At 38.8% G+C, this 18,539-nt stretch carries 36 protein-coding genes; 2 read left to right on the top strand and 34 right to left on the bottom strand.

Translation table 11 applies throughout. The features are described 5' to 3' along the window. The coding region (locus tag J7J33_05900) for a hypothetical protein (GenBank protein ID MCD6168813.1) at window positions 1–51 on the bottom strand (51 nt) is incomplete at its 3' end. A 133-nt stretch (window positions 52–184) separates the two neighbouring features. Here J7J33_05900 and J7J33_05895 point away from each other — a divergent pair. Next, window positions 185–709, top strand: a complete 525-nt coding sequence (locus tag J7J33_05895; protein ID MCD6168812.1) for a CDP-alcohol phosphatidyltransferase family protein — start codon at window positions 185–187, stop codon at window positions 707–709. A gap of 27 nt (window positions 710–736) precedes the next feature. Then, entirely contained in the window at window positions 737–1,576 is an 840-nt protein-coding gene (locus tag J7J33_05890) for a DMT family transporter (protein ID MCD6168811.1), read from the top strand. Here J7J33_05890 and J7J33_05885 read toward each other — a convergent pair. Genes J7J33_05885 through rpsJ form a run of 33 tightly spaced genes read right to left on the bottom strand, consistent with a single transcriptional unit; the run spans window position 1,573 to window position 18,488 of the window. Beyond that, the gene (locus J7J33_05885; protein ID MCD6168810.1) at window positions 1,573–2,370 is read right to left on the bottom strand and encodes an energy-coupling factor transporter transmembrane protein EcfT; all 798 of its coding nucleotides are present in this window, start codon (window positions 2,368–2,370) and stop codon (window positions 1,573–1,575) included. The two genes, J7J33_05890 and J7J33_05885, sit on opposite strands and share 4 nt — an antisense overlap. Continuing rightward, entirely contained in the window at window positions 2,370–3,212 is an 843-nt protein-coding gene (locus J7J33_05880; protein MCD6168809.1) for an energy-coupling factor transporter ATPase, read from the bottom strand. Before J7J33_05880 ends, J7J33_05885 begins: the two co-directional genes overlap by 1 nt. Next, window positions 3,188–4,018, bottom strand: coding sequence for an energy-coupling factor transporter ATPase (locus J7J33_05875; protein ID MCD6168808.1), 831 nt, complete (start codon window positions 4,016–4,018; stop codon window positions 3,188–3,190). The genes J7J33_05880 and J7J33_05875 overlap by 25 nt, the downstream gene beginning before the upstream one ends. After that, window positions 4,015–4,368: a 50S ribosomal protein L17 gene (rplQ, locus tag J7J33_05870; GenBank protein ID MCD6168807.1), complete on the bottom strand. Its 354-nt coding sequence runs from the start codon at window positions 4,366–4,368 to the stop codon at window positions 4,015–4,017. The genes J7J33_05875 and rplQ overlap by 4 nt, the downstream gene beginning before the upstream one ends. Beyond that, the gene (locus J7J33_05865) at window positions 4,365–5,486 is read right to left on the bottom strand and encodes a DNA-directed RNA polymerase subunit alpha (protein ID MCD6168806.1); all 1,122 of its coding nucleotides are present in this window, start codon (window positions 5,484–5,486) and stop codon (window positions 4,365–4,367) included. The genes rplQ and J7J33_05865 overlap by 4 nt, the downstream gene beginning before the upstream one ends. Before the next feature lie 10 nt (window positions 5,487–5,496). Next, window positions 5,497–6,123 carry a 30S ribosomal protein S4 gene (gene rpsD, locus J7J33_05860; protein MCD6168805.1) on the bottom strand — a complete coding sequence of 209 codons (627 nt, stop codon included), beginning with the start codon at window positions 6,121–6,123 and terminating at the stop codon, window positions 5,497–5,499. Between the two features lie 11 nt (window positions 6,124–6,134). Further along, on the bottom strand, window positions 6,135–6,509 hold the full coding sequence (gene rpsK, locus J7J33_05855) for a 30S ribosomal protein S11 (protein MCD6168804.1): 375 nt from the start codon (window positions 6,507–6,509) through the stop codon (window positions 6,135–6,137). Window positions 6,510–6,519: 10 nt separating this feature from the next. Next, window positions 6,520–6,885: a 30S ribosomal protein S13 gene (rpsM, locus tag J7J33_05850; GenBank protein ID MCD6168803.1), complete on the bottom strand. Its 366-nt coding sequence runs from the start codon at window positions 6,883–6,885 to the stop codon at window positions 6,520–6,522. Window positions 6,886–6,893: 8 nt separating this feature from the next. Next, window positions 6,894–7,007, bottom strand: coding sequence for a 50S ribosomal protein L36 (gene rpmJ / locus J7J33_05845; GenBank protein ID MCD6168802.1), 114 nt, complete (start codon window positions 7,005–7,007; stop codon window positions 6,894–6,896). Between the two features lie 12 nt (window positions 7,008–7,019). Next, entirely contained in the window at window positions 7,020–7,241 is a 222-nt protein-coding gene (infA, locus tag J7J33_05840; protein MCD6168801.1) for a translation initiation factor IF-1, read from the bottom strand. Next, on the bottom strand, window positions 7,241–8,002 hold the full coding sequence (gene map, locus J7J33_05835; protein ID MCD6168800.1) for a type I methionyl aminopeptidase: 762 nt from the start codon (window positions 8,000–8,002) through the stop codon (window positions 7,241–7,243). The genes infA and map overlap by 1 nt, the downstream gene beginning before the upstream one ends. Beyond that, window positions 7,983–8,630: an adenylate kinase gene (locus J7J33_05830; protein ID MCD6168799.1), complete on the bottom strand. Its 648-nt coding sequence runs from the start codon at window positions 8,628–8,630 to the stop codon at window positions 7,983–7,985. Before J7J33_05830 ends, map begins: the two co-directional genes overlap by 20 nt. Further along, window positions 8,627–9,898, bottom strand: coding sequence for a preprotein translocase subunit SecY (gene secY / locus J7J33_05825; protein ID MCD6168798.1), 1,272 nt, complete (start codon window positions 9,896–9,898; stop codon window positions 8,627–8,629). Before secY ends, J7J33_05830 begins: the two co-directional genes overlap by 4 nt. 4 nt (window positions 9,899–9,902) lie before the next feature. After that, on the bottom strand, window positions 9,903–10,355 hold the full coding sequence (gene rplO, locus J7J33_05820; GenBank protein MCD6168797.1) for a 50S ribosomal protein L15: 453 nt from the start codon (window positions 10,353–10,355) through the stop codon (window positions 9,903–9,905). Further along, complete coding sequence (gene rpsE / locus J7J33_05815) at window positions 10,339–10,854, bottom strand: 30S ribosomal protein S5 (GenBank protein ID MCD6168796.1); 516 nt, start codon at window positions 10,852–10,854, stop codon at window positions 10,339–10,341. Before rpsE ends, rplO begins: the two co-directional genes overlap by 17 nt. An 11-nt stretch (window positions 10,855–10,865) precedes the next feature. After that, the gene (locus J7J33_05810; GenBank protein ID MCD6168795.1) at window positions 10,866–11,234 is read right to left on the bottom strand and encodes a 50S ribosomal protein L18; all 369 of its coding nucleotides are present in this window, start codon (window positions 11,232–11,234) and stop codon (window positions 10,866–10,868) included. Window positions 11,235–11,243: 9 nt separating this feature from the next. Continuing rightward, window positions 11,244–11,795 carry a 50S ribosomal protein L6 gene (gene rplF / locus J7J33_05805; GenBank protein ID MCD6168794.1) on the bottom strand — a complete coding sequence of 184 codons (552 nt, stop codon included), beginning with the start codon at window positions 11,793–11,795 and terminating at the stop codon, window positions 11,244–11,246. 9 nt (window positions 11,796–11,804) lie between these two features. Next, window positions 11,805–12,197 (bottom strand): 30S ribosomal protein S8, encoded by a 393-nt coding sequence (rpsH, locus tag J7J33_05800; protein ID MCD6168793.1) that lies wholly within the window; start codon window positions 12,195–12,197, stop codon window positions 11,805–11,807. 15 nt (window positions 12,198–12,212) lie between these two features. After that, a complete protein-coding gene (locus tag J7J33_05795; protein ID MCD6168792.1) occupies window positions 12,213–12,398 on the bottom strand; it encodes a type Z 30S ribosomal protein S14 in 186 nt (61 codons plus the stop codon). Further along, window positions 12,399–12,953, bottom strand: a complete 555-nt coding sequence (gene rplE, locus J7J33_05790; GenBank protein ID MCD6168791.1) for a 50S ribosomal protein L5 — start codon at window positions 12,951–12,953, stop codon at window positions 12,399–12,401. 8 nt (window positions 12,954–12,961) lie between these two features. After that, window positions 12,962–13,288, bottom strand: coding sequence for a 50S ribosomal protein L24 (rplX, locus tag J7J33_05785; protein MCD6168790.1), 327 nt, complete (start codon window positions 13,286–13,288; stop codon window positions 12,962–12,964). Window position 13,289: 1 nt separating this feature from the next. Next, complete coding sequence (gene rplN, locus J7J33_05780) at window positions 13,290–13,658, bottom strand: 50S ribosomal protein L14 (GenBank protein MCD6168789.1); 369 nt, start codon at window positions 13,656–13,658, stop codon at window positions 13,290–13,292. Beyond that, window positions 13,633–13,920 (bottom strand): 30S ribosomal protein S17, encoded by a 288-nt coding sequence (gene rpsQ, locus J7J33_05775; GenBank protein ID MCD6168788.1) that lies wholly within the window; start codon window positions 13,918–13,920, stop codon window positions 13,633–13,635. The genes rplN and rpsQ overlap by 26 nt, the downstream gene beginning before the upstream one ends. After that, window positions 13,917–14,111, bottom strand: a complete 195-nt coding sequence (gene rpmC / locus J7J33_05770; GenBank protein MCD6168787.1) for a 50S ribosomal protein L29 — start codon at window positions 14,109–14,111, stop codon at window positions 13,917–13,919. Before rpmC ends, rpsQ begins: the two co-directional genes overlap by 4 nt. 4 nt (window positions 14,112–14,115) lie before the next feature. Then, window positions 14,116–14,526, bottom strand: a complete 411-nt coding sequence (rplP, locus tag J7J33_05765; GenBank protein ID MCD6168786.1) for a 50S ribosomal protein L16 — start codon at window positions 14,524–14,526, stop codon at window positions 14,116–14,118. A gap of 2 nt (window positions 14,527–14,528) precedes the next feature. Further along, window positions 14,529–15,191: a 30S ribosomal protein S3 gene (rpsC, locus tag J7J33_05760; GenBank protein ID MCD6168785.1), complete on the bottom strand. Its 663-nt coding sequence runs from the start codon at window positions 15,189–15,191 to the stop codon at window positions 14,529–14,531. Then, window positions 15,191–15,535 carry a 50S ribosomal protein L22 gene (gene rplV / locus J7J33_05755; protein ID MCD6168784.1) on the bottom strand — a complete coding sequence of 115 codons (345 nt, stop codon included), beginning with the start codon at window positions 15,533–15,535 and terminating at the stop codon, window positions 15,191–15,193. The genes rpsC and rplV overlap by 1 nt, the downstream gene beginning before the upstream one ends. Before the next feature lie 10 nt (window positions 15,536–15,545). Beyond that, a complete protein-coding gene (rpsS, locus tag J7J33_05750) occupies window positions 15,546–15,830 on the bottom strand; it encodes a 30S ribosomal protein S19 (protein ID MCD6168783.1) in 285 nt (94 codons plus the stop codon). Between the two features lie 2 nt (window positions 15,831–15,832). After that, window positions 15,833–16,660, bottom strand: a complete 828-nt coding sequence (gene rplB, locus J7J33_05745; protein MCD6168782.1) for a 50S ribosomal protein L2 — start codon at window positions 16,658–16,660, stop codon at window positions 15,833–15,835. A gap of 1 nt (window position 16,661) precedes the next feature. Continuing rightward, window positions 16,662–16,943: a 50S ribosomal protein L23 gene (rplW, locus tag J7J33_05740; protein MCD6168781.1), complete on the bottom strand. Its 282-nt coding sequence runs from the start codon at window positions 16,941–16,943 to the stop codon at window positions 16,662–16,664. Continuing rightward, on the bottom strand, window positions 16,936–17,559 hold the full coding sequence (gene rplD / locus J7J33_05735; protein MCD6168780.1) for a 50S ribosomal protein L4: 624 nt from the start codon (window positions 17,557–17,559) through the stop codon (window positions 16,936–16,938). The genes rplW and rplD overlap by 8 nt, the downstream gene beginning before the upstream one ends. A gap of 1 nt (window position 17,560) precedes the next feature. Beyond that, window positions 17,561–18,163: a 50S ribosomal protein L3 gene (rplC, locus tag J7J33_05730; GenBank protein MCD6168779.1), complete on the bottom strand. Its 603-nt coding sequence runs from the start codon at window positions 18,161–18,163 to the stop codon at window positions 17,561–17,563. 10 nt (window positions 18,164–18,173) lie between these two features. Next, the gene (rpsJ, locus tag J7J33_05725) at window positions 18,174–18,488 is read right to left on the bottom strand and encodes a 30S ribosomal protein S10 (protein MCD6168778.1); all 315 of its coding nucleotides are present in this window, start codon (window positions 18,486–18,488) and stop codon (window positions 18,174–18,176) included. Window positions 18,489–18,539: the final 51 nt, after the last annotated feature.

Here is an 18,539-nt window from a genome sequence, read left to right as displayed (position 1 = left end):
CCCTATGTGCATGTATCCAGTAGGTGATGGCGGAAATCTAACTCTAATCATCTCTCCTCCTTTAAACAAGGTCTTTAATTAATTATAACTTAATTTAATGAGATTAAAGAATTATTTGATTTTCCTCCTTAAAGGAAATTTTAAACTTACTCTCCTTATTATATAATAAATATGCGGAGGAAATATGTTCTCTGATATTTTGACATTTTTAAGACTTGTCTCATCTGGCTTTGTTATTTATCTTGGTTTAATTCCGAAAGATACCTTTCCCATCTTTTTCTACACAGTGCTATTTGCATGGGAAACAGATATTCTTGATGGTTATATAGCAAGAACTACAGGAAAATTTTGGAAACTTGGAAAGTATGATTTTCTCTTTGATATGATCTTTGTCTGGTCAACTTTACTCTACTTCTATCTCTCTGGGAGGATAACATTAACCCTCTTTGCTCTTTATAACCTTGTTTCTTTTTCATTTATTGCGCTTTTCCCATCAAAAACAACAACTATGACATTTGCCGCTCCTGTTGTTTTTGCTCCCTTTGTTATATCCTTTTTTGAATACAAAATCCTCTCTATTACTGCATGGATATGGATTGTAGTAAACTTTATACTTTTCCACAAAAGGTTCTTTGAGGTAGTTGAAAGCTACATAAATGGGCTTAAAGGAAAGAAAGAGGCAAATCATTTTGCAAATAAAAAACACTAAACCCTTTCTAATGGTATAATATTTTTCATGAGAAAGGATACTCTCTCATTAATAGTTGCTACAATCCTTTGGGGAGTTACTTTTGTTGTTGTTAAGCAGGGTGTTGAGGTATATCATCCTGTATCATTTCTATTTTTAAGGTTTGGTATAACATTCCTTGTTCTCACAGTATTTATGTTTTTAACAAAGAGAAAAATTAAAAATGAGATATTTGTAAAAGGGGTAATACTTGGCATTTTCCTATTCTTTGGATACTTTTTTCAAACTGTTGGTTTAAAATACACAACTCCATCAAAGAGTGCATTTTTAACATCTCTTGGAGTGCTATTCACTCCATTTATATCTCTCTTTATACTCAAAACAAAGATAAAGTTTAGAACAGTGCTTGCTGTTATTTTAGCTTCGGTGGGAATATACCTTATGTTTGGACTCTCAATAGATACAATTAACATTGGAGATGTTCTTACAATCCTTTCTGCTGTATGCTGGGCTTTTCACATTGTTTTTGTTGGACTTTTATCCATAAAAGAGGAAAACTTTGGACTTCTATTTGTGGAGGTATGGGTGGTTCTTATCCTCTCTGGACTATTCATAATAGCTACAGGAGTTAAGACAATTCCCATACCGACTGTTTCTCTAAAGGGAGCAATAATAACCTCTCTCTTTGCAACTATTGTTCCTTTCTACATACAACTAACTTTCCAGACAAGAGAAAACACCATAAAGGCAAACTTTATCTATGCCACAGAACCTATCTTTGCCGCACTCTTTGAATTCCTCTTTTTAGGCGTTGTGTATGGAATTATAAATTATGTGGGTATGCTTTTTATCTTTCTCTCCGCCCTCCTTGCCCAGAAAGAAGGTTAAATACCAAATATGAGTGGGGAGATGCTTACAAAAATTGAAATTAGAAGAAAGACTGTATCAGAAAACCTCCAGTTTAGTTTCCTCATGTAGGTTCTCTTCTTTCCTGGCTGGAAACATCTTACCTCCATAGCCACTGCAAGGTCCTCTGCCCTTTTGAAGGCAGAAACAAAAAGAGGAACGAGAATGGGGATAAGGCTTTTGGCTCTCTTAAATATGTTTCCTTCGTCAAAGTTAGCACCTCTGCTGGTTTGAGCCTTTATAATCCTTTCTGCCTCTTCCATAAGCACTGGAATAAATCTTAAAGCAATGGTTATCATAATAACAAGCTCACCAGATGGAAAGCCAATCTTTTCAAGAGGTAGAAGAAGAAACTCAAGGCCCTTTGTAAGTTCAATGGGAGTTGTGGTAAATGTAAGTATTGAAGAGATGAGTATAAGGAGGATGAGTCTTATACCTATAAAACTCCCCCTTATAATACCCTCTCTTGTGAGTTTCAGGAAGTAGAATTTGAATATTACATGTCCCTCTGTGAAGAAGAGGTGGAAAAATATGGTAAAGACAAGGAGAATAAGTATTGGTTTTAGCCCCTTTAAAACATGCTTTATGGGGATTTTAGAAAGAATAAAGAGTATCAAAAGCAAAACGAAAACGGGGATAAATCCGTAAAAGGTCTTTATAAAGAAAAGGAAGATCATCATCATGAGGAATGAAACCATCTTTCCCCTTGGATCAAGGGAGTAAACAAACCCTTCACCTGGAAAGTACTGACCGACTATAAGAGTGTCTTTAGAAATCATATGTTTTTCACTATCTCCTTCTTTGCAATTAAGGGATCTCTAAAAGGCTCATCTATCTTAAATCCCTTTTCCTTCAGTTCCTCACCAAGAAGGAATATATCTGGCACTGATAAATCAAAAAGTTCAACAATTTCCTTGTTTTTAAAAACTTCCTCAATCTTCCCTTCTACAACTACCCTTCCCTCTTTTAGAACAAAAATTCTATCAACAAGGGATAAAATGTCCTCCATAGAATGGGAAACAAATATAACTGTTACATCCTTCTCGCTCTTAAGCCTCTTAACAACAGAGAGTATCTCTTCCGTTCCCTGAGGATCAAGACCTGCTGTTGGTTCATCAAGAACAAGGATTTCGGGTTTCATTGAAAGAACCCCTGCTATTGCTACCCTCCTCTTCTCACCACCTGAAAGAGAGAATGGAGACCTATCAAGATACTCACTGGTTAAACCAACTTCATTAATAGCCCACATAACCCTTTCCTTCACCTCATCCTCTGGAAGTTTTAGGTTTCTTGGACCAAAAGCAATGTCATCGTAAACAGTTTCTGCAAAGAGCTGGGATTCTGGAAATTGAAAAACAAGACCCACCCTTCTCCTCAACTCCTTTAAAAACTTCTTATCATTTTTAATCTCTTCTCCAAAGACTTTTACAGTTCCGACCTGTGGTAAGATAAGACCGTTAAAATGCTGAATAAGTGTAGATTTTCCACTTCCTGTGTGTCCAACTATTCCCACAGCTTCCCCTTTAAAAATCTTGATACTTACAGAAGTTAAGGCTTCCTTTTCATAGGGAAGTCCACGGCTGTAGATATAGCTTAAACCCTTAACTTCAATTGCAATATCTCTCTTAAGAGATCCTCTCTCTTCCAAAGCTTTACCTCCAGAGGGTATCCTTCCTTCTTCAATAAATATGAAAGATAGGTGAGTGGAGGAACGGATAGATCAATGCTCCTTAACCTTTCAACTTCTTTAAAGACATCTTGAGGTGACCCTTCCATCTCTATCCTTCCATCATTTAAAACTATTACCCTCTGTGACATTGATGCTTCTTCCATTCTGTGAGTTATAAGCACTATGGTTATACCCTTCTTATGTAACTTCAATATTAAATTGATTACATCCCTTCTTCCCCTTGGATCCAGAAGAGAGGTTGGCTCATCAAGAACAAGATACTCTGGCTCCATAACCAAAACACCTGCAATGGCAAGTTTCTGCTTCTGTCCCCCTGAAAGAAAATGGGGAGGAAAGTTTTTAAATTCATAAAGACCAACCTCTTTAAGAACCTCATCAACCTTTTCTCTTATCTTATCTGGAGGAAAATTTAGATTTTCAAGCCCAAAGGCAACATCTTCTTCCACAATCTGTGAAACAATCTGGTTGTCTGGATTCTGAAAAACCATGCCAACCTTTCTTCTTATCTTGTAAAGATTCTCCTCCTCCCTCGTGTTCATACCATCAACAAAAACCTCCCCTTCTGAGGGGAGGAGGAGAACCGATATTAATCTTGCAAGAGTTGATTTACCTGATCCGTTTCTTCCTATTATGCTGACAAATTCACCCTTATCAATCTTAAGATTAACATTTTTAAGTACATCAATCCTTTCGGGTGAAAGGTAGGAAAAGGAAACATTCTTAAATTCAATCACTCTTTTATAAGCTCAATTATTACCTGAAACGAACCATCACCCCTTCTTTCGCCTAAGGGAATTATTCTTGTGTATCCACCATCTCTTCCTTCAAACCTGTCTTTAATTTCCTCAAGATGCTTACCTGCTTCCTTTGAAAGAAGAAGTGAATAGACCTTCCTCCAATCATGGAGTGTATCTTTCTTTGCCCATGTTATAACCCTGTCTGCAAGTCTTCTAAGTTCCTTTGCCCTTGCCTCAGTGGTTACGATTCTCTCATGGATAATAAGAGATGTAAGAAGATTCCTTAGCATCATCTTCCTGTGAGAAGGAAATCTGTTTAGTTTCCTATAACCTGCTCTATGTCTCATTTTTTCTTCTCCTTTCTAAGAAATAGATTCCATTTCCTAAGTTTATTCTCTATCCTTTTAACCCTCTTTGAGGGGAGTCCAAATTTATCAGATAGAAGATCTGAAGCACTATACCCTAAAAGGTCCTTCAATGTCTTTATTCCACCCTCTTTCAATCTCATGAGCTCCTCATCGGTTAATGCAAATTCATCCATAAGCTCATCAATTGCTTTAGAGAAGAATGAAGGCTCTTCCACCGCCTCCTCTGTCTTAAAGAGTACCTCTCTTATCTCCTCAATGGATTTCTCTCCTATTCCTCTTATATCCTTTATATCACCAGAATTTACCAGCCTTTTAAGCTGGGTAACTGTCTCTATTCCCTCTTTCCTTAAGATATTCTTTATCCTACTTGGAATAGGGAGCAGTTCAACAGAGAGTTCTTTCTTTACCTCTTCCTCTTTAAACTCGCTTATAACATCCATGTAATACTTGAGAATCTCAGATGCCTCCTTCAATGCTTCTCTTGGGTTTATTGCACCATTGGTATAGATCTCCATAACCAGTTTTTCTCTCTTTGGAAATGGCGCAACATCTGAGGAAGAGACATTAAAATTCACCTTCCTTACAGGGGAAAAAACTGTATCCATAAATATTGTATTTATTGGAAATCCCTTCTCTTTATTCTCTGATTCCAAATTGTATCCAAAGCCTCTTTTAACATAGGCAGTAATCTCCACTTCACCTTCTTTATCTGTTATGGTGAACAGGTGCTGATCAGGGTTCACTATCTCTATATTTGGATTTGGTTCAAAGTCAGAAGCTTTAACCTCCTTTTCTCCTTTAACTTTCAAATGAAGTTTATCTCTATCAAGTGAACCTTTTATTACCACCTGTTTTAGGTTAAATATTATCTCTGGCACATCTTCATATACATGTGGAATAGAGGTAAATTCATGGGTGATACCACCTATCTCCACAGCGTAAATGCCATAACCCCTTATAGAGGAAAGAAGAACTCTCCTTAAGGCATTGCCAAGTGTTATTCCATAACCTCTGTAGAGAGGATCAACAACAAACTTTAAGTAATTCTTTTTCTCTTCCAAAACTTTTACTTTTGGTCTTCCACTTAAATACTCCATCTTTCACCCCTTACTTGGAGTAGAACTCAACAACGAGTTCCTCTTTAATTGGAGTATCTATTTGATCCCTTGTAGGAACAGAAAGAACCTCTATTGTTAGATTATCAAAATCTGTGTTTAGCCATGGAGGGACAAATGGTTTTTGCTCTATAGCAGAAAGAACTGTGGGTATATTCTTTGCCTTTGGTCTCAACTGAATCTTATCTCCTGGCTTTACCTCAAAGGAAGGAATTGTAACCTTTCTTCCATTCACAAGAACATGACCATGGGAGACAAGCTGTCTTGCAGCAGACCTTGAAACTGAAAGTCCTCCTCTAAAAATTACATTGTCAAGCCTTCTCTCAAGTAATTCAAGGAGTTTCTCACCTGTGGCAATCTTTCTCTGAGATGCAGCTCTTTCAAAATATCTTCTAAACTGTCTCTCCATAACTCCATATATCTTCCTTAATTTCTGTTTCTCCCAGAGATGTATAGCATAATCTGAGGGTTTGGGTTTTCTTCTTATACCCTGCATACCTGGTGGAGAGAACTTTCTCTCAAGGGGACATTTTGATGTATAACACTTTTCACCCTTTAGAAACAACTTCACGCCAAGTCTTCTGCAAATTCTACATTTGGGTTTTGTAATTTTAGCCATATCTTCCTCCTTTAGACCCTTCTTCTCTTTGGAGGTCTGCAACCATTGTGTGGAATTGGTGTCACATCCTTTATGGATTTAACAATCAGACCTCCAGTCTGAAGAGCTCTCACTGCAGTCTCTCTACCTGGACCTGGACCTTTAATAAACACATCAACATACTTCGCTCCCATATTTACTGCCTTCTTTGCAACTGATTCTGCTGTAAGCTGAGCAGCAAAAGGTGTACCCTTTTTAGTTCCTTTAAATCCAACAGTACCTGCAGAACCCCATGTAAGCACATTTCCATTCTTATCGGTAATAGTAACTATTGTGTTATTGAATGTGGATTGAATATAGGCATTCACATACTCATCTATTCTTTTTTTCTTTTTCTTTTTAGCCATCTAATCCTCCTTATCTTTTCCTTCCTATAGTTTTTCTTGGGCCCTTTCTTGTCCTTGCATTGGTTCTTGTCCTCTGACCTCTCACTGGAAGACCCCTCTTATGTCTCATCCCTCTGTAGCAGTTAATATCTATGAGTCTCCTGATGTTGGAAGCAATTTCCTTCCTCAATTCTCCTTCAACCTTGTAGTTCTTTGGAATGAACTCGTTAAGAGCTTTAATCTCCTCAGGTGTCAAATCCTTCACCTTCTTATTTATATCAAGGCCCACCTTTTCAACTATCTCCTTAGCTCTTGAACGACCTATTCCATAGATATAGGTTAGAGCTATATCTATTCTTTTGTTTTTTGGTAAATCTACACCAACAACTCTTGCCATATCTCCTCCTATCCTTGTCTCTGCTTATGTTTTGGGTTAGAGCAAATCACCATAACCCTTCCTTTTCTCTTTATAATCCTACACTTAGGACATATCTTCTTTACTGAAGACCTTACCTTCATCCTATTCCTCCTTTAAGAAAGTCTGTAAACAATTCTCCCCTGAGTAGGGTCGTATATAGATATCTGGAGCTTAACCCTATCTCCAGGAACAACCCTGATGGAGTGGAGCCTCATCTTTCCACTCACAAAAGCTTTTATTATTTTTCCATTTGGAAGTTTGACCTTAAAGTTCATATTCGGAAGAGTTTCAACAACAATTCCTTCCACTTCTACATATTCTTTTTTCTTCCCCATCACCTCACCTCCTCTGGAACAGTGAGAATCAAAGGACCTCTCCCTGTAATAGCAATTGTATGTTCAAAATGCACACACGGACCGTCATCAACAGTTTTCGCAGTCCAGCCATCATCCTCTACCTTCGTCTTTCCACTACCTATGCATATCATCGGTTCAATAGCTATAGTCATGCCCTCCTTCAGTATGGGTCCTTCACTCCTATCTCCAAAGTTTGGAACCTGTGGATCCTCATGCAAATTTCTACCAATTCCATGTCCCACATAATCCTTTACAACACTAAAACCATTTTCTTTCACAAACTCTTCAATGGCATTGGATATATCACCACGTCTGTTTCCAACTCTTGCCTTTGATATTCCAAGGTAAAGTGCCCTCTCTCCAATCTCAAGAAGTTTCCTTTTTCTCTCGTCTATCTTCCCAACAGGAACTGTAAATGCCATATCTGAGTAGTATCCTTTATACTTAAGCCCTATATCAAGAGAGACAAGGTCTCCTTCTTTAAAAACCTTATCTCTTAAAGGAAATCCATGAACAACCTCACTGTTCACAGAGACACAGAGCGTATAAGGATAGCCTCTGTATCCCTTAAATGCAGGCTCTGCATTGAGGCTCCTTATTTTCTTCTCAGCAAACCTGTCCAGTTCTTGCGCAGAAACTCCTTCTTTTACCATCTTCTTTAACTCTTCCAACACCTCTGAGAGAAGTATTCCAGCTTCTCTCATGATCTCTATTTCAGCCTTACTCTTTAGTATTATCATCTATAATCTTCACTATTCTATTAAAAACTTCATCAACAGTTCCATCTCCATCTATCTCAAAGAGTATCTTCCTCTCTCTATAAAAATCTACAAGAGGAAGGGTATTTCTCTTAAACTCCTCAATTCTCCTTTTAACAACTTCAAGACTATCGTCCTCCCTCTGAATTAATCTTTCACCATCAAAATCACAAACCTCATCATTCTTTGGAGGATTAAAGTAGATGTTGTAAACCCTTCCACATTTAGGGCAAATCCTTCTCCCTGTCAGCCTCTTTACAATTGTCTCCTCAGGAAGGGTGAGGTAAATAACAAAATTCAAGGGATTGTTTCTTGACTTAAGAAATTTTTCAAGTTGCTCTGCTTGAAATAGAGTCCTTGGAAAACCATCAAGGACAAACCCTTCCAAATTATTAATTTTATCAAAAACTATCTCATTTACAACCTCATCTGGAACAAGTTTCCCCTCTTTAAGAATATTCTTCACCTTTTTCCCAAGAGGGGTTTCCTTTCTTATATTCTCTCTAAATATATCTCCTGTGGCGATATATGGAATATTAAATCTTTCTGAAATCTTCCTTCCCTGAGTTCCCTTACCAACTCCTATGTTTCCAAGCATAACAATCTTCATTTGAGAAGTCCCTCGTAGTGACGCATCTTCACATAGGCATCTATCTGTTGAACAGTCTCAAGGGCAACTCCTATAATAATAAGTATTGAGGTACCTCCAAAGTAGAAAGCTCGTATATTCACAGTTCTGAAGAAATAATTAGGTACTATAGCGATAAGACCAAGAATTATTGCTGCAGGTAGTGTAATTCTGTTGATAATCCTTGCAATGTACTGGGCAGTTGCCTTCCCCGGTCTTACACCTGGGATGAAACCACCCCACTTCTTTAAGTTATCTGCCAGTTCTTGAGGGTTAAAGGAGATCTCTGTATAGAAGTATGTGAAGAAAACCACCAGCAGGAAGAAGGTTATATTGTATACAATTGATGTTCTGTCTGTTAATACCTTTGCCACATTCTCAATCCATGTGCCAGGGAAAAACTGTGCTAAAGTTGCAGGAAACATGATAAATGAGGATGCAAATATTATTGGTAGGATTCCTGCTTGAATTAACCTCAAGGGAATGTATGTGGACTGCCCTCCATAGATTCTTCTTCCAACTATCCTTTTTGCATACTGAACTGGAACCCTTCTCTCAGATTGATAGAGATATAGAATTGCAAATAGAATTACAAGGAGTCCAACAACTGCAACTAATATCTGAACAAGTGTGATTCCTCCAGCTTTTCCATAGAGTCTTGCAATCTCTCCTATACCAAGAGGAATTCTACTCACTATTCCTGCAAATATAATTAAAGAGACTCCATTTCCTATACCTTTTTGGCTTATAATCTCTCCAATCCAATAAAGAACATAGGTTCCTGCAACAAGTGTAAAGATTATGGTTGCCTTTGATAGAAGTCCTTTAGCAGTAACTGCACCATTGTTTGTAAAGGTGATAAGGAGAGCAGAAGCTTGTATAAGGGCAAGGAAAAATGTAAGGTACTTTGTCCAGACAGCGATCTTTCTCCTTCCTTCCTCTCCACCCTCCTTCATGAGCTCCTCAAGGGATGGGAATACAGCACCAAGAAGTTGCATAATGATGGATGCATTGATGTATGGGAAAACTCCAAGGGTAAAGATTGAAAAGTTTGAGAGGCCTCCTCCAGCAAACATATCCATAAGGGAAAGTAAGCCTCCCTTCTCAACAGCTTGTTTTAGAATCTCTCTATTCACACCTGGAACAGGAACAAATGTTCCCAATCTGAAGAGACCAAACATGAAGAGGGTGAACAGGATTCTGTTTCTAAGCTCTTTTATTCTTAAAGCGTTCTTCAAAAGGTTCCACATCTTCTCACCTCACCACTTCAACCTTTCCCCCTGCCTTCTCAATCTTTTTCTTTGCGCTCTCACTAAAAGCACTTGCCTTTACTGTAAGGGGGAAATCTATCTCTCCTCTTCCAAGGATCTTAACGAATCTAACTCTTTCCTTTATTATTCCTTTATCTTTAAGTGTGTCTATATCAACAATGTCTCCCTCTTTAAAGAACTCTGATAGGGTATCAATGTTTATCTCAGCCATTATCTTCCTGTTTTTTCTGCTCTTAAAACCTTTAAGCTGGGGAAGTCTCTTATAGATTGGAGTCTGTCCGCCTTCAAACCAGATCTCTTTTCCTCTTCCACTTCTTGATTTCTGCCCCTTGTTTCCGTATCCACAATTCTTTCCTGAGCCTGAGCCTGGTCCTCTCCCAACTCTAAATTTTTTCTTCCTTGGAAATGGGTTAGAGAGTTTATTCAACTTTATCATCCTGAACCTCCTTTACCTTCCTTTTTCCCAATAGCTCCATCTTTTTCTGGAAAGTTATGAGATTCTTGAGTGCCTCAAGGGTTGCAAAGGCAACATTCACCTGATTTGATGAGCCAAGAGACTTTGAAAGAACATCCCTCACTCCTGCAAGTTGAAGTACCGCTCTTACTGCACCTCCTGCGATAATTCCAGTTCCAGGAACTGCCGGTTTCAGAAACACCTTCGCTGCACCCCACTTTCCCCATATCTCATGAGGAATTGTGGTTCCTTTAAGATTTACCTTTATGGCATCTCTCCTTGCCCTTGCAGAAGCTTTCTTTATTGCTGCAGGAACTTCGTTGGCTTTTCCTACTCCAACTCCAACAGTTCCATTTCTATCCCCAACAACAACAAGAGCTCTAAATCTAAGTCTCTTTCCTCCCTTTGTTACTTTCGTAACCCTCCTTATCTGAACAAGCTGCTCTTCAAAAGTAACTTCAAGGTCATCTCTACTTATCATATCGTCTCCTCCTAAAATTCTATTCCCTTCTTTCTCATCTCTTCACAGAGAGCTTTTATATTACCATGGTACATATAACCTGATCTATCAAAAACAATAGTCTTTATTCCTTTTTCTAAAAGGAGATCTGCCATCTTCTGACCAAGAAGTATGTATGCCTCTCTGTTCTTCTTTCCCTTAAGAGTTTCCCTTATCTCTGGAGTTAAAGTGGAAAGGTAAATCAGGGTATGGCCATTCTCATCATCTATTGCCTGAAGGTATATGTGTTTAAGACTTTTATATATACAAACTCTTGGGCGAGAAGAAGTTCCAGAGATCTTCTTCCTTATCCTTTTATGTCTTGCTTTTCTCTTCTCATTTCTACTTACCTGTTTAATCATATCTCCTCCTTATGCTCCAGTTCCCTTGGCGAGAGCCTTTCCTGGTTTTCTTCTAATAACCTCGTCCTCGTATCTTACACCCTTTGCCTTGTATGGGTCAGGATTTCTGAGTCTCCTGATCTTTGCTGCAACATGACCAACAAGTTCCTTATCAAACCCTTTAACCTTTATCTTTATTCCTCTCTCCACTTCAAACTCTATCCCCTCTGGAGCTTCCATTTCAATGGGATGGGAGTAGCCAAGATTTATAACAAGCTTCTTCCCTGTAAGCTGCGCTTTATAACCTACACCATGAATTATGAGAGTTTTTTCAAAGCCCTTACTTACTCCTTCCACCATATTGTTTATTAAAGCTCTATATGTTCCGTGAAGTGCTCTCACCTGTTTATCTTCACTGTTTCTCTCCACAACTATCTTAGAATCTTCTACCTTTACCGAGAGAACAGGAGGAAATTCTCTTTTAAGGGTCCCTTTGGGTCCCTTTACCGTTATCTCTCTATCCTTTATAGTTACTTCAACTCCTTTTGGTATTGGAATTGGCTTTTTTCCTATCCTTGACATTTCTTCCTCCTACCACACATACAGAAGAACCTCTCCACCCTGACCAATCTTTCTTGCAACCCTATCAGTCACAAGACCCTTTGAGGTGGAGATAATGGCTATTCCTATACCGTTAAGGACTTTCGGCACCTTGTCTTTTCCCACATAGATTCTTCTTCCAGGTTTTGAAACTCTTTTAATTCCCATAATTACCCTTTCCTTGTTCTTTCCATACTTCAGGTATATCTTTATGGTTCTCTTGTTGTCTTTCTCTATAACCTCGTAATCACTTATATAGCCTTCATCCTTAAGTATCTGTACAATATTTCTCTTTATTCTGGAGTAAGGAACCTCTGTAGATTCTTTATAAACCATATTTGCATTTCTTATCCTTGTTATAAGATCTGCAATTGGATCTGTCATCAAGTTAACCACCTCCTACCAACTCGCTTTCTTCATTCCGGGAATATAACCTGAGTGGAAATATTTCCTAATACATATTCTGCAGAGCCCAAAGTCATTGTAAACTGCTCTTGGTCTTCCACATATTCTGCATCTATTTACCTTTCTTGTTCTATACTTTGGTTTTCTCTTTGCTTTCTCTATTAAAGCCTTCCTTGCCATTTATGCCTCCTTTCTCTTCTTTGTTTCAAATGGAAGCCCCAGCTCTTCAAGCAAAGCTTCTGCCTCCTCATCTGTCTTTGCAGTGGTGACAATGGTTATATCAAAGCCTCTAACTTTATCAATCATGTCGTAGTCAATCTCTGGAAATATCAACTGTTCTTCCACACCAAAAGTGTAATTTCCTCTTCCATCAAAGGACTTTCTGGAGAGTCCCCTAAAGTCCCTTATCCTTGGAAGAGCAACATTGATGAGCTTCTCAAAGAATTCTTCCATTCTCTTTCCTCTAAGAGTGACTTTGGCGCCAACTATCATCCCTTTTCTGATCTTGAAGGAAGCAATAGACTTCCTTGCCTTTTTGAAGACTGGCTTCTGCCCTGTTATCAGTTTTATCTCCTCTTCTGTCTTCTCAATTGCCTTTGGATTTTCAGGAGCATCTCCTATTCCACGATTTATAACAATCTTCACGATCTTTGGGACTTCCATTATATTTTTATATCCAAACCTCTTCATGAGCTTTGGAGCTACTTCAAGCCATTTAGCCTTTAAGTATCCCATAATTCCTCCTATGTTCTATCAATTATCTCTCCACACTTCTTACAAACTCTTACCTTTTCTCCTGTTTCAAGGAACAGCATTCCAACCCTTGTGGGATTCTTACAGTGAGGACATACAAGTTCAACCTTCCATGCGTATATGGGAGTCTCTATCTCCTTTACTCCACCTTCTGGATACTTCTGGGTTGGTCTCATATGTTTCTTAACCACATTCACTCCCTCAACAATTACCTTTCTCTCTTTGGGAAAAACCTTTAGGACCTTTCCTGTCTTTCCTTTATCTTTGCCACTTATTACTTTTACAGTGTCTCCTTTTCTAATCCTCAGTTTTCTCATACTACACCACCTCTGCTGCAAGGGAAATTATCTTAAGATATCCTTTCTCCCTTAATTCTCTGCAGACTGGACCAAAAATTCTTGTTCCCTTAGGATTTCCATCTTCATCTATTATTACCACAGCATTATCATCAAATCTTACATAGGATCCATCTGGTCTTCTAATTCTGTTTCTGGTTCTTACAATAACTCCTTTACCTACAGTTCCCTTTGGAATAGGACTGTTTGGAATAGCATCTTTAACTGTAAAGACAATTACATCTCCAACTCTTCCATACAATTTATTTGGCGCTCCAAGAATTCTTATACACATAACCTCTTTTGCACCTGTATTGTCTGCAACTTTAAGTCTTGTCTGTGGTCTTATCATTTTTCACCTCCGAAGTTTCCTCTCTTGGAACACTTTTCACTATTCTCCTAACTCTCCATCTTTTGAGTTTGCTTAAAGGTCTTGTTTCCTCTATCTCAACTATATCTCCAATCTCAAGAGGCACATCAGTATGGGCATAGAACTTTGAGTGTCTCTTAATGTATTTCTTAAGAAGAGGATGTTTTACAAGTCTCTCAACCTTTATAACCACTGTTTTCTGCATCTTGTTTGATATAACTTCGCCTATCAATCTCTTCTTCATGACACCCTCTCCTTCTCCTTAAGGATGGTAAGGATTCTTGCAATATCTCTTCTTACAAATCTAATTCTTACAGGATTCTTTAACTGATGAGTTGCCTGCTGAAATCTGAGGTTGAACAGTTCTCTCCTCAATTCCTCCAGTTTTCTTTCCAATTCATCTATTGAAAGTTCTCTTAATTCTCTTGCCTTCATTCTCTTACACCTCTCTTTTAACTATCTTTGTTTTTATGGGAAGTTTGCTCTGAGCAAGTCTTAAAGCGTGAGTGGCAAGTTCCTCTGACACTCCACCAATCTCAAAGAGAATCCTTCCAGGCTTAACCACAGCTACCCAGAACTCTGGATCTCCTTTTCCACCACCCATTCTTGTCTCTGCTGGTTTTTTTGTTACAGGTTTATCGGGAAATATTCTTATCCACATCTTTCCACCCTTATGGGCTGCCTGAGAAATTGGAATTCTTGCTGCCTCTATCTGGCGTGCAGTTATCCATCCGGGCTCCAGAGCCTTTATTCCATACTCTCCAAAGGCAAGCCTTGATCCCTTAATGGCTAAACCTTTGGTTCTTCTTCTATGCTGCTTTCTCCATTTAACTCTCTCTGGCATAAGCATAACTACACCTCCACCTGCTCTTTCCTGAACCTTCTAACAGGAAGGTCTCCTCTGTAGATCCACACCTTTACTCCAATAACTCCAAACTTTGTCTTTGCTGGTATATAAGCATAGTCTATATCTGCTGTAAGTGTCTGAAGAGGAACTCTCCCTTCCTTGAACCACTCAGTTCTTGCAATTTCTGCACCATCAAGTCTTCCCGAGCACTGAACCTTTATACCTTTAGCTCCGCCTTTCATTGTTCTGGCTATGGTCTGTTTCATTGCTCTCTTGTAAGACGCTCTCTTTTCAATTCTGTCAACAATAAATTCTGCCTGAAGTTTTGCAGAGAGTTCAGGTTTTTTGACCTCCACAACTTTCACATCCAACTTTTTATCTCCAACAATCTCCTGAAGTTCACTTTTAAGTCTTTCAATGTTGGATCCACCTTTCCCTATGAGAACACCTGGTCTTGCGGTAAATATAACAACTCTCACCTGGTCACCTTTTCTGTAAATCTCAACAGATGCAACTGCAACTTCCCTTCCAAGACTGTCTATTTTATTCCTTATCATCAAATCTTCAAAGAGTATATTTGGAATCTCTTTCTTGGGAGCATACCAGAAAGCTTTCCACTCTTTGGTTACTCCAAGTCTAAAACCATAGGGGTTAACTTTCTGACCCATTACTCTTCCTCCTTTCTCTCTTCAACATAAACAGTTATATGTGAAAGAGGTCTTCTAATAACATCTGCTCTACCCATTCCACGAGGTTTAACCCTCTTCATGGGAGGTCCCTGGTCAACCATTATCTTACTTATATAGAGAAGATTCTCATTCATATGATAGTTGTTTTTAGCGTTGGCTGCGGCAGATTTTATTGTCTTTGCTATAGGAACAGCAGTCTTTGAAGGGATAAACTTTAACATGGAGAGTGCAATCTTTACATCCTTTCCTCTCACAAGGTTAGCTATTCTTCTTGCTTTCTTTGGAGATATTCTTACAAATCTACTCACTGCTCTAACTTCCATTGTTTACCTCCTATTTAGGTGCCGTTGAACGTTCAGTTGGTCTATTGTGAGATCTGAAGGTTCTTGTAAAGGCGAATTCACCAAGTTTATGTCCAACCATCGCTTTTGTTATGTAAATGGGAATGTGGTTCTTTCCATTATGGACTGCAATAGTGTGTCCAACCATCTCTTCAGTAATGGTGGATCTTCTGCACCACACCTTTATTATCTTCTTCACACCCTTCTCATTCATCTCTCTTATTCTTTTCAAAAGTTTCTCATCCACATAGGGTCCTTTTTTCTTGCTTCTTCCCATACCTACTTCCTCCTCCTGACTATAAATCTGGTGCTTGGTTTCTTCTTCTTTCTGGTCTTCTTACCAAGAGTTGGTTTACCCCAGGGAGACAAAGGTGATGGATGTCCAATGGGAGCTTTTCCTTCTCCTCCTCCATGTGGATGATCCACCGGATTCATGGCAGACCCTCTGACTGTTGGTCTTATACCAAGGTGTCTCTTTCTGCCTGCCTTTCCAAGGGAGACATTAATATGGTCAAGATTTCCAACCTGTCCAATTGTGGCTCTGCACTTTATGTTTATCATTCTGATTTCTCCTGAAGGGAGTTTCACCTGGGCATACTTTCCCTCTTTACTCATAATCTGAGCTCCTGCTCCTGCAGAACGAACAATTTGACCTCCCTTGCCAGGAGTAAGCTCTATATTGTGAATTAGAGTTCCCACTGGTATATTTTCTATGGGCATACTGTTTCCTGGTTTTATAGGAACATTCTCTCCCGAAAGAATTGTGTCTCCAACCTGAAGTCCCAGTGGAGCAAGGATGTATCTTTTCTCTCCATCGGCATAATGAATAAGGGCAATCCTTGCTGATCTGTTGGGGTCGTACTCTATGCTTGCAACTTTTCCGGGTACTCCATCTTTATCTCTCTTAAAATCAATAATTCTGTAGAGTCTTTTAACTCCACCGCCTCTATGTCTTACAGTTATCTTTCCCTGGTTGTTTCTTCCTGCCTTCTTCTTTAAACCAACTACAAGAGATTTCTCTGGTTCCTTTTTTGTTATATCGCTGAAATCTGGATAGACTACATGTCTCTGCCCTGGGGTTATTGGTCTAACCTTTCTTAGTCCCATCTTATACTCCTTTCATAATATCTATGGAATACCCCTCTTTCAGAGTAACAATGGCTTTCTTCCCCTCTGGAGTATGGGAGAAGAAAGCCCTTGATCTTCTCTTCTTGGGGTATTTTTTCAATATATTCACCTTTTCAACCTTCACATTAAACAACTCCTCAACAGCTTTTTTCACCATATCCTTATTGGCATTCTTATACACTAAGAAAACATACTTTCTCTCTTTAGAAAGTTCCTGACTTTTCTCAGTAACTACTGGTCTAATCAAAACTCTCTCAAACATTGCCCCACACCTCTTTCATGTTTTTATATGCTTCCTCTGTCACAACAAGATTCTCGTGCTTAACCACATCATATGTATTAACCTTGTTCCAGAAGAGAGGTTTCACCTTTGGAAGATTTCTCATTGAAAGCTCAACCTCTCCATTCTCATCGGAAAACACAAAGAGGATTGAACCAGATATCTTGAGAGACCCAATTAATGATGCTGCTTCCTTAGTACTTACCTTATCAAATCTTACTCCTTTGAGAATAAAGAGTTTGTCGTTGACAATCTTATCTGAGATTGAAGATCTTATTGCAAGTTTCTTCACCTTTTTTGGAATGTCTATTCTGAAACTCCTTGGTTTTGGGCCAAAAACAACTCCACCACCTCTCCAGATGGGAGAACGAATGGATCCGTGTCTTGCCCTTCCTGTACCTTTCTGTCTCCATGGTTTTCTTCCACCACCTCTGACCTCTGCTCTGGTTTTTGTAGATGCCGTTCCTCTTCTTAAAGCATTCCTTACATACCTTATATCTTCAAATACGGAAAAGTAATGTGGTGGAATTGAAAAACCTCTCGGAATTTCCTCCTTACCAACTACTTCACCTTTTAAATTATATACAGGTATACTCATCTTACTCACCCCTTATTACAACAACAGAGCCTTTAGGACCAGGAACTGCACCCTTAAGTCCTATAAGATTCCTCTCTTTATCAACAAAAACAACTTCAAGATTCTTCACTGTAACTGTTTCTCTTCCCATACGACCAGGCATTCTGTGTCCTTTGAAAACTCTCTGAGGAGTAAGCCTATTTCCAATAGCACCTATTCTTCTATGTGACATTGAACCGTGTGAGTCATTTCCGCCAGCCATTCCATGTCTCTTCATCACTCCCTGAAATCCTTTTCCTTTGGAGATACCCTGAACATCTACTCTCTCACCTTTCTGGAATATCTCTACAGTAATCTCCTCTCCTACCTCTTTCTCAAAATCTCTTATCTCTTTTAGATACTTAAAGTATTCTCCCACCTTTGAGAAATGTCCTTTAAGAGGTTTATTTATTCTTTTTTCTTTGGCTGGTTCAAAACCTATCTGAACAGCGGTATAGCCATCTTTTTCAGGAGTTTTCTTCTGAACAACTTTACATGGTCCTGCCTTAAGGACTGTTATAGGAATAACCTTTCTATCCTCAAATATCTGTGTCATACCCAGTTTCCTTGCTAAAATTCCTTTCATATCTTCCTCCTTAGAGTTTTATCTCTATATCCACACCTGCTGGTAGATCAAGATCCATTAAAGCCTTAGTTGCTTCTGGTGTAGGATTTAAGATATCTATAAGTCTCTTATGAACTCTGAGTTCCAACTGTTCTCTGGAATCCTTATCAATATTTGGTGCCCTTAGGAATGTATAAACAGTCCTCTCAGAGGGAAGAGGGATAGGTCCTGCAACCTCTACCCCCTTCTTCTTGAGAGTTTCCACTATAAGGGTCGCTGACATATCAAGGATTCTTGAATCAAAGGATCTTAATTTTATTCTTACCTTGTTCTTGGTTCCTTTCATCTTCCACCTACTCTATAACCTTGGATATTACTCCAGCACCAACAGTTCTTC

It is taken from the genome of Caldisericia bacterium (assembly GCA_021158845.1).
GTDB lineage: Bacteria > Caldisericota > Caldisericia > B22-G15 > B22-G15 > B22-G15.
This window is presented reverse-complemented; position numbering and strand designations above follow the sequence as displayed.

Coding starts and splice junctions, on each gene's coding strand:
- rpmJ (MCD6168802.1), bottom strand. CDS start 7,007: ATGAAGGTAAGGTCTTCAGTAAAGAAGATATGTCCTAAGTGTAGGATT.
- rpsD (MCD6168805.1), bottom strand. CDS start 6,123: ATGGCTAAAATTACAAAACCCAAATGTAGAATTTGCAGAAGACTTGGC.
- rpsC (MCD6168785.1), bottom strand. CDS start 15,191: ATGGGTCAGAAAGTTAACCCCTATGGTTTTAGACTTGGAGTAACCAAA.
- rpsQ (MCD6168788.1), bottom strand. CDS start 13,920: ATGAAGAAGAGATTGATAGGCGAAGTTATATCAAACAAGATGCAGAAA.
- rpsH (MCD6168793.1), bottom strand. CDS start 12,197: ATGACAGATCCAATTGCAGATCTTATAACAAGGATAAGAAATGCAAAT.
- rplV (MCD6168784.1), bottom strand. CDS start 15,535: ATGGAAGTTAGAGCAGTGAGTAGATTTGTAAGAATATCTCCAAAGAAA.
- infA (MCD6168801.1), bottom strand. CDS start 7,241: ATGGGGAAGAAAAAAGAATATGTAGAAGTGGAAGGAATTGTTGTTGAA.
- rpsK (MCD6168804.1), bottom strand. CDS start 6,509: ATGGCTAAAAAGAAAAAGAAAAAAAGAATAGATGAGTATGTGAATGCC.
- rplE (MCD6168791.1), bottom strand. CDS start 12,953: ATGGGATACTTAAAGGCTAAATGGCTTGAAGTAGCTCCAAAGCTCATG.
- J7J33_05890 (MCD6168811.1), top strand. CDS start 737: ATGAGAAAGGATACTCTCTCATTAATAGTTGCTACAATCCTTTGGGGA.
- rplB (MCD6168782.1), bottom strand. CDS start 16,660: ATGGGACTAAGAAAGGTTAGACCAATAACCCCAGGGCAGAGACATGTA.
- rplD (MCD6168780.1), bottom strand. CDS start 17,559: ATGAGTATACCTGTATATAATTTAAAAGGTGAAGTAGTTGGTAAGGAG.
- secY (MCD6168798.1), bottom strand. CDS start 9,898: ATGTGGAACCTTTTGAAGAACGCTTTAAGAATAAAAGAGCTTAGAAAC.
- J7J33_05830 (MCD6168799.1), bottom strand. CDS start 8,630: ATGAAGATTGTTATGCTTGGAAACATAGGAGTTGGTAAGGGAACTCAG.
- rpsE (MCD6168796.1), bottom strand. CDS start 10,854: ATGATAAGTAGAGATGACCTTGAAGTTACTTTTGAAGAGCAGCTTGTT.
- map (MCD6168800.1), bottom strand. CDS start 8,002: ATGATAATACTAAAGAGTAAGGCTGAAATAGAGATCATGAGAGAAGCT.
- rplN (MCD6168789.1), bottom strand. CDS start 13,658: ATGATAAGACCACAGACAAGACTTAAAGTTGCAGACAATACAGGTGCA.
- rplX (MCD6168790.1), bottom strand. CDS start 13,288: ATGAGAAAACTGAGGATTAGAAAAGGAGACACTGTAAAAGTAATAAGT.
- J7J33_05865 (MCD6168806.1), bottom strand. CDS start 5,486: ATGGAGTATTTAAGTGGAAGACCAAAAGTAAAAGTTTTGGAAGAGAAA.
- rpmC (MCD6168787.1), bottom strand. CDS start 14,111: ATGAAGGCAAGAGAATTAAGAGAACTTTCAATAGATGAATTGGAAAGA.
- J7J33_05895 (MCD6168812.1), top strand. CDS start 185: ATGTTCTCTGATATTTTGACATTTTTAAGACTTGTCTCATCTGGCTTT.
- rpsJ (MCD6168778.1), bottom strand. CDS start 18,488: ATGAAAGGAACCAAGAACAAGGTAAGAATAAAATTAAGATCCTTTGAT.
- rplF (MCD6168794.1), bottom strand. CDS start 11,795: ATGTCAAGGATAGGAAAAAAGCCAATTCCAATACCAAAAGGAGTTGAA.
- rplC (MCD6168779.1), bottom strand. CDS start 18,163: ATGAAAGGAATTTTAGCAAGGAAACTGGGTATGACACAGATATTTGAG.
- J7J33_05795 (MCD6168792.1), bottom strand. CDS start 12,398: ATGGCAAGGAAGGCTTTAATAGAGAAAGCAAAGAGAAAACCAAAGTAT.
- rpsS (MCD6168783.1), bottom strand. CDS start 15,830: ATGGGAAGAAGCAAGAAAAAAGGACCCTATGTGGATGAGAAACTTTTG.
- rplP (MCD6168786.1), bottom strand. CDS start 14,526: ATGCTTATGCCAGAGAGAGTTAAATGGAGAAAGCAGCATAGAAGAAGA.
- J7J33_05810 (MCD6168795.1), bottom strand. CDS start 11,234: ATGATTAAACAGGTAAGTAGAAATGAGAAGAGAAAAGCAAGACATAAA.
- rpsM (MCD6168803.1), bottom strand. CDS start 6,885: ATGGCAAGAGTTGTTGGTGTAGATTTACCAAAAAACAAAAGAATAGAT.
- rplO (MCD6168797.1), bottom strand. CDS start 10,355: ATGATAAAGTTGAATAAACTCTCTAACCCATTTCCAAGGAAGAAAAAA.
- rplW (MCD6168781.1), bottom strand. CDS start 16,943: ATGTTTGAGAGAGTTTTGATTAGACCAGTAGTTACTGAGAAAAGTCAG.
- rplQ (MCD6168807.1), bottom strand. CDS start 4,368: ATGAGACATAGAGCAGGTTATAGGAAACTAAACAGATTTCCTTCTCAC.